This window comes from Ruegeria sp. A3M17, assembly GCF_003318255.1.
In the GTDB taxonomy this organism is placed as follows: Bacteria; Pseudomonadota; Alphaproteobacteria; order Rhodobacterales; family Rhodobacteraceae; genus Ruegeria.
The window spans coordinates 190,897-198,654 of record NZ_QOCF01000004.1 but is presented as its reverse complement, the minus strand read 5'-3'; the positions used below and the strand labels follow the sequence as shown (position 1 = coordinate 198,654).

Genomic DNA, 7,758 nt, shown 5'->3' with positions numbered 1-7,758 from the left:
AGATCGAAGCCTTCGTCGACCACTACAACCACCAGCGCTACCACGAGAGCCTGAACAACGTCACACCTGCCGACGTCTACTTCGGACGGGACAAAGCCATTCTACAACAACGAGAAAAGATCAAACGAAAGACGCTCGAAGCGCGCCGCTTGCATCACAGCCAACGCGCCGCATAATCAACCCAACCAGATGAGCCAGACACTCTCTTAGTTCAGGCGACCTTTGGACCCAAAAACTCTGCCGACGGACAATTGGAGTAGCACTGTCTTCGGGAGGCAGGGGTCGGAGGTTCGAATCCTCTCACTCCGACCAATAAAACAAGGCGCCAAAGGTGTCTTTGACGATCTTCTCGCCAGAGTTCTTCGTTGGCTTTCTCATGTCCCACTCCTCAATGGTTACGATGAGCCAGAAACACCCTCATATCAAATATTGCTTGTTGGACCGGTAAGCGCTGACGTCAGACAGGTTTACCTATGTGTTCGCGTCTGTCGCATTCAGGGAACCGGTTGTTGGGCCGTCACTCATCCCGATGCCGACAGGTTGCCAACTTCGTAGTCGGCCTCTGCGCCATCGGGATATTTCCCGAAGAGGCAAACGCCAAAAATTTCAGGATATTCGACCGCAGAAGAGTTGATCGCCCGAACATTTTCGACAGTCACCAGTCCCAACATTTGTCAAACGAACCCATTCTCGAGACCGGCCCTGGTGCTCATTTTGGTGGCCTTTTGTTTGAAGGCCTGGCGGGGGCTGTCCTGTCCCAGAGCTGAGTGTCGCCGTCGCGGATCACAAAATCCGCTGATGTATGCAGCTATGGCGATCTAGGTTTTATAGCGCAGCTGCGAGGATCGTTGCACCAAAGCTGGACCTCAATCGTCTTGAAGAAGGTTTGGTCCGGCGTTCTGGATTTGAACTGTGTACTGTTATCAAACAAAAACCGGTAAATTTCCCAAGCGGTATCTTGAAACCTTGGCGGCAAATGTATACCGGTGCATACAAATGCGATCGAGCGGGTTGCCCAACACCTCTCAACAGCAGCAGATTCAGACAAAGCGGAAACAGCCATGAGCCAGTATTCAGATTACTTGGATGAAATTGAAACGCGCAAAGAACAAGGGCTTAGCCCAAAACCCATCGACGATGGTGCGCTGGTCGAGGAAATCATCGAACAAATCAAGGATACCGGTCATCCACATCGCGCAGATTCGCTGCACCACCTGATTTACAACACGTTGCCCGGCACAACCAGTGCTGCGGGTGCGAAGGCAACGTTCCTGAAGTCCATCATCGTCGGCGAGGTTGCAGTCGAAGAAATCTCGCCCGAATTCGCGTTCGAACTGTTGTCCCACATGAAGGGCGGACCGTCGGTTGACGTGCTTCTGGATGTTGCACTGGGCGACAAGCAAGACATAGCGGTTCAGGCGGGCGAGGTTCTGAAAACTCAGATATTCTTGTACGAGGCTGACACGGACCGTCTGAAAGCTGCCTATGAGGCGGGCAACAAGATTGCTGCGGATCTCCTTGAGAGCTACTCCAAGGCCGAATTTTTTACCAAGCTGCCTGATGTGGACGAAGAAATCCAAGTTGTCACATATATTGCAGCCGAGGGTGACATTTCCACCGACCTTCTGTCGCCGGGGAATCAGGCGCACTCGCGTTCCGACCGCGAGCTGCATGGCAAATGCCTGATTTCCGAGGCCGCACAAAAAGAGATTGAAGCGCTGAAGTTGCAGCACCCCGACAAGCGCGTGATGCTGGTTGCGGAAAAAGGCACTATGGGTGTTGGTTCGTCGCGGATGTCGGGTGTCAACAACGTGGCGCTTTGGACCGGCAAGCAAGCCAGCCCTTACGTGCCTTTCGTCAATTTCGCGCCGGTCGTGGCCGGCACAAACGGCATTTCGCCCATCTTTCTGACAACCGTGGGCGTGACCGGCGGTATCGGTGTCGACCTGAAGAACTGGGTCAAGAAAGTGGACGAGGATGGTAAGGCGATCCTCAACAACGATGGCAACCCGATCTTGGAACAGCGCTATTCGGTTGAGACCGGCACCGTGTTGACCATCAACACGAAAGAGAAAAAGCTCTATAGCGCGGATGGCAGTGAAGAACTGGTCGACATGGCCGGCTCATTCACGCCGCAAAAGATGGAGTTCATGAAAGCCGGCGGCTCTTATGCCATCGTCTTTGGCAAGAAACTGCAGACATTTGCGTGTGAGACGCTGGGCATCGAGCTGAAATCGGCCTTCGCCCCTGCGAAGGAAGTCAGCTATGGAGGTCAGGGCCTGACGGCCGTCGAAAAGATCTTTAATGCCAATGCGCGCGGGGCGACCCCGGGCAAAGTGTTACATGCCGGCTCTGACGTGCGCGCCAAAGTCAATATCGTGGGCTCTCAGGATACCACCGGTCTGATGACCAGTCAGGAGCTTGAGGCCATGGCTGCCACCGTCCTGTCGCCCAGCGTCGATGGCGCCTATCAGTCCGGCTGTCACACGGCTTCGGTCTGGGACCTCAAGGCGCAGGCCAACACCCCGCGCCTGATGGCGTTCATGCACAAATTCGGCCTGATTACTGCGCGTGATCCCAAGGACGTGTACCACGCGATGACAGACGTCATTCACAAGGTGCTCAACGACATCACCGTGGATGACTGGGCCATCATCATCGGCGGCGACAGCCATACACGGATGTCCAAAGGCGTGGCCTTTGGTGCGGACTCGGGCACGGTTGCGCTGGCGCTGGCCACGGGTGAGGCAACAATGCCGATCCCGGAATCCGTCAAGGTGACCTTCAAGGGCGAAATGGCCCCGCACATGGACTTCCGTGACGTGGTGCACGCGACGCAAGCCCAGATGCTGGCGCAGCACGGCGACAACGTTTTCCAGGGCCGGATCATCGAGGTTCATATCGGTACGCTGCTGGCGGACCAGGCCTTTACCTTCACCGACTGGACGGCCGAAATGAAGGCCAAGGCGTCGATCTGTATCTCGAACGACGATACGCTGATTGAATCGCTGGAAATCGCCAAGTCGCGGATCAAGATCATGATCGAGAAAGGCATGGATAACGATGTTGAGATGTTGCAGGGCCTGATCGACATCGCGGACAAACGTATCGCCGAAATTCGCTCGGGCGAAAAACCGGCTCTGCGTCCAGATGACAACGCCAAATACTTTGCCGAAGTCGTCGTGGATCTGGATCAGATCGTCGAACCGATGATCGCCGATCCGGATGTGAACAATGCCGATGTGTCCAAGCGTTATACCCACGACACGATCCGCCCGATCTCGTACTATGCGGCTGAAAAGAAGGTTGATCTGGGCTTTGTGGGCTCCTGCATGGTGCATAAGGGCGACATTAAGATCGTGGCCCAGATGTTGCGCAATCTCGAAGACGAGTATGGCAAGGTCGAGTTCAAGGCCCCGCTTGTTGTTGCCGCGCCGACGTACAACATCGTTGATGAGCTGAAAGAAGAAGGTGATTGGGCAATTCTGCAGAAGTATTCGGGCTTTGAGTTCGATGACCTGTTCCCCAAGCAAACCGCACGGACCGAGTACGAGAATATCCTCTATCTTGAACGCCCGGGCTGTAACCTTTGCATGGGCAACCAGGAAAAAGCTGCTAAAGGCGACACCGTTCTGGCCACGTCCACCCGTCTGTTCCAAGGTCGTGTTGTAGCGGACAGTGAGACAAAGAAGGGTGAATCCCTTCTGGGTTCGACCCCGGTTGTTGTTCTGTCAGCCATTCTGGGTCGTACGCCGACGCTGGAGGAATATAAGGTCGCGGTCGAAGGCATCGACCTGACCAAATTTGCACCGCCGATGGACGTTCCCGGTACTGCCCGCTCGGTGCATTTCTAGTACAATAGCGGGCGCGGCGAATGGTGCCGCGCCCGCTTTACCCCAACCTGCCCGACGCTTGGTAAAAACGGCGCATTACAATGGGGGTCAGGTACATCGGGATCTGATAGGCCCCGATGAACACCAAAAGTGGCGCCGTTACCTCGGGTGGCAACGCAATCAGGAAAATCGCGACATTCCGGTTTCCGGCGACAATGGACAATGCGGTGGCTTTTTCGGCAGCCGCTCGGTTGCGTGTCAGAAAAAACATCACCAGTTGCGCGCCGAAATTGGCTAGGCATGCGAACCCCACCCAAAAGGCCGCAAGCCCGGGATCAACAAGCGCTGTCGCGGTCACGGACGGCATCAAGCCGATCACAAAGACTGCGAGTGTGATTGTTGCCAACCCTTCCAAATTTTTTAGCGAGGTTTGGGATGGGTTTCTCAGAAATGCTAGGCGAAACAACACGGCTGCTACAGTCGCCCCCGCAATTGTCAAAAACAGACGCAAGACGGCGATCAGAACGGATTGAAAGTCGCCCAGCTCGGGCATCAGCACGAATATGGGAAACACGGTTAACGGCAATACGGCGGTCCCGATCACCATCAGGCGCATGGCGTGTTCTGCCGGGTGTCCCATCATCAGGCACATATTGGCACTGCCCGAGATGGACGGAGTCGCGGCCATGATCAGCAGAGACAAAAAGACCGGCGTGCCGGTCCATCCACCGATCATGCCAATAGTCACAACTATTAGCGGCAAAACCAACTGAAACGCGATCACTGTATTTGCCACCTGGCGTAAATCGACCAATGACCCCAACAGCAAAGAAGGCTCAATTCTAAGGACAGTCAGAAACAGCAGCAGTGCGACAAGCGGCGGCAAAGCTGCGCGCATCGGCTCGGCCAGCGCAGGCAACAACAATCCAGCAGCCAGTCCTGCAACCAGAACATAAGGACCGTTGCGCGCCGCCAGATGAAGTGGGTTCAATGCCCCCTACCCGCCCGGGCTTTGCCTAAGGTTTTCTGGCAGCCATGTGGCCAGTTCCGGGAACCAAATCAGGACGAAGACCATCACCACCATGATCAGAAACATCGGAATTGCCGCGCGGGCGATATAGCTCATCTCATGGTTCGTCATGCCTTGCATCACAAACAGATTGAAGCCGATCGGCGGCGTGATCTGCGCCATTTCAACGACAACGACGATGAAAATGCCGAACCAGATGAGGTCGATACCCGCGTCCCGGATCATCGGTTCCACCACGGCCATGGTCAACACGACCGAAGAGATGCCGTCAAGGAAACAGCCCAGAATGATGTAGAAGACCAGCAGAACCATCAACAACTCAAACCGCGTCAGCTCCCACCCGGCGATCAGATCAGCCAGACCGCGCGGCAGACCCGTAAATCCCATGGACAAAGACAGGAACGCGGCCCCCGCCAGGATCAAAGCGATCATCGCGCTGGTCCGGGTAGCTCCCATCAGGCTTTCGGTAAACGTCTTCCAGGTCAGGGACCCCTGCCCTGCCGCCAGCAACAGACCACCGATTACGCCAAAGGCAGCGGCTTCGGTCGCGGTGGCATAGCCCAAATACATCGACCCGATCACCACCATGATCAGCAGGATTACGGGCAACAAGAAGCGTGAGTTCTTGATCTTCTCAGAAAAGCTCAGTTTGCTCTCACTGTTTGGGTTCCAGTCTTTCCCGAATTTCGAATAAATTGCGACGTATCCCATGAACATCGTCGCCAGCACCAATCCGGGCAGGATGCCCGCAAAGAACAGCTTGGTGATCGATTCATTGATGGTCACGCCATATACAATCAGCGTCAATGAAGGTGGGATCATCAGACCCAGTGTTGCCGCGCCAGTCAATGTTCCGATGATCATTCGCTCGGGGTAATTGCGCTTGCGCAGTTCAGGGATCGACATCTTGCCCACGGTCGTCAGTGTCGCCGCCGACGATCCGGATACGGCGGCAAAGACTGTGCAGCCCACTATATTGGTGTGCACCAATCCACCGGGCAAAGGTGCCATCCACGGCGACAGACCTTTGAACATGTCCTCGGATAATCTCGTTCGATACAGGATTTCGCCCATCCAGATGAACATCGGCAATGCAGTCAGGGTCCAGGACGAAGACGCCGACCAGATGGTGGTGATCATCACGTCGCCGACGGGCCTTGTAGTGAACAGCTCCATCCCGACCCAGGCAACGCCCATAAGCGCCAGACCGACCCAGACGCCGGTGCCCAACAAGGTGAAAAGAACAAAGAGGAAGAGGATGATGACAGACAGGTTTTCCATACGCTTATTCCCCGTGGCTCTGATCGGCCAGATCGCGGACGATACGGTGATTGCCTCGGAAGAGGACGTGGACCAGATGATCGGTCAGGGCGATTGCAAGAATGACCCCGCCGATCAGCATCGCAGACTGCGGAATCCACAGCGCGGTTTTGTCCTGACCCTGACTGATGTCGTTGAACTTCCAGCTCCAATAGACAAAGCGATAGGCATACCAGCAAAAGTACCACATGACCGCCGTACCCACCGAAAAACACCATATTTCAAGGAAGCGGCGAACCCGATCGGGAACCGCATTGAGCAGGATCGACACACGAATGTGGCTGCCTCGGTTCAGCGCATTGGCAAAGGCCAGAAAGGACGCGGCGGCCATGGCATAGCCTGCGTAATCGGGGGCGCCGGGAAAAACCTCACCGGTCCAGCGGGCCAGCATTTGCACAACGATCAGCAGCAAAATGGCGATCAGGCTAAGCGCTGCCAGAACCCCTGCTGCCTGATAGATGAAATCCAATACGGACCTGAGCCCTCGTAGTGCCGCCATGCTGTCCCCACTATTATTTATTCTATGGAAACGGGCGGCAGGTTGATCCGCCGCCCATCTTTGGCCAATTACTGAGACGAATTGAACGCATCGACGATGGCCTTGCCCTCGTCACCTGCGGCCTCAAGCCACTCATTGGTCATTGTCACACCGATGTCTTTCAACTCGTTGGTCATCTGCTCGGAAGCCGGACCAACTGTCATGCCGCCATCACGCAGACCTTGCAGGGTAAAGCCGGTGTATTCCTTGGCGCGCCAGTTGCCGGCATATTCGGCAAGCTCAGCGCAGGCCTTGATGACGTTCTTGTTGGCATCAGAAACGCCAGCCCAGATATCTGAGTTGACCATGACGTAGTTGCGCGGCAGCCACGCGTCCACCTCGTAGAAATAATTCAGGCTTTCCCATACTTTGCGGTCATACCCGGTCGATCCCGACGACACCATCGAGTCCGCGACACCAGTGGCAAAAGCCTGGCTGATTTCTGCAGCTTCGATTGTCACGGGCAACATGCCGGTCAGTTCCGCCAAACGCGACGTAGCATTATTGTAAGACCGGAACTTGATGCCCTCCATGTCGGCGACCGAGTTCACCTCGTCTTTGAAGTACAGCCCTTGCGGCGGCCACGGCACGGCATAAAGCAACGTCAGGTTCTGTTCGGCCAACAGATTTTCGATCGAGGGTCTTGCGGCATCCCAAAGCTTGGCGCTGTCATCGAACGACGTTGCCAGGAATGGGATCGAGTCGAACCCAAACAGCGCGTTTTCGTTCTGGTGGCCGGACAGCAGACGCTCACCAATTGGGGCTTGCCCGGTTTGAATGGCACGCTTGATGTCGGCGCCTTTGAACAACGACCCGGACGGATGCGTGACGATTTCAACCTCACCACCGGTGCCTGTGGTCACGCATTTGGCAAATTCCGCACCCGTGGCCGAGTGGAAGTTCGATGCCGAATATGCCATAGGCATATCCCATTTCTCGGCCATCGCCGGTGCAGTTGCTGCGGCTGTCAAAGCGGTTGCCGCCAGAAGGCTTGTCAATTTCTTCATCTTTTTCTCCCTGTTTGATTTTGTGTTGCC

The 7,758-nt window shown here is 55.5% G+C and carries 6 protein-coding genes; 2 read left to right on the top strand and 4 right to left on the bottom strand.

Going from position 1 to position 7,758, the window contains the following annotated elements; all coding sequences use genetic code 11:
- A partial coding sequence (locus DS906_RS02300) for an integrase core domain-containing protein (RefSeq protein ID WP_147235144.1) occupies nucleotides 1–176 on the top strand: 176 nt, incomplete at its 5' end.
- 885 nt (nucleotides 177–1,061) lie between these two features.
- Nucleotides 1,062–3,854 carry a bifunctional aconitate hydratase 2/2-methylisocitrate dehydratase gene (locus DS906_RS02295; RefSeq protein ID WP_113788638.1) on the top strand — a complete coding sequence of 931 codons (2,793 nt, stop codon included), beginning with the start codon at nucleotides 1,062–1,064 and terminating at the stop codon, nucleotides 3,852–3,854.
- A 37-nt stretch (nucleotides 3,855–3,891) separates the two neighbouring features.
- Here the strand turns inward: DS906_RS02295 and DS906_RS02290 are convergent, their stop codons facing one another.
- The 4 genes from DS906_RS02290 to DS906_RS02275 form a co-directional block, all read right to left on the bottom strand.
- On the bottom strand, nucleotides 3,892–4,824 hold the full coding sequence (locus DS906_RS02290; RefSeq protein ID WP_113788637.1) for a hypothetical protein: 933 nt from the start codon (nucleotides 4,822–4,824) through the stop codon (nucleotides 3,892–3,894).
- A 6-nt stretch (nucleotides 4,825–4,830) separates the two neighbouring features.
- On the bottom strand, nucleotides 4,831–6,144 hold the full coding sequence (locus DS906_RS02285) for a TRAP transporter large permease (RefSeq protein ID WP_113788636.1): 1,314 nt from the start codon (nucleotides 6,142–6,144) through the stop codon (nucleotides 4,831–4,833).
- A 4-nt stretch (nucleotides 6,145–6,148) separates the two neighbouring features.
- Nucleotides 6,149–6,682 (bottom strand): TRAP transporter small permease, encoded by a 534-nt coding sequence (locus DS906_RS02280; RefSeq protein WP_113788635.1) that lies wholly within the window; start codon nucleotides 6,680–6,682, stop codon nucleotides 6,149–6,151.
- A 68-nt stretch (nucleotides 6,683–6,750) separates the two neighbouring features.
- Nucleotides 6,751–7,728 (bottom strand): TRAP transporter substrate-binding protein, encoded by a 978-nt coding sequence (locus tag DS906_RS02275; RefSeq protein WP_113788634.1) that lies wholly within the window; start codon nucleotides 7,726–7,728, stop codon nucleotides 6,751–6,753.
- Between the last annotated feature and the right edge of the window lie 30 nt (nucleotides 7,729–7,758).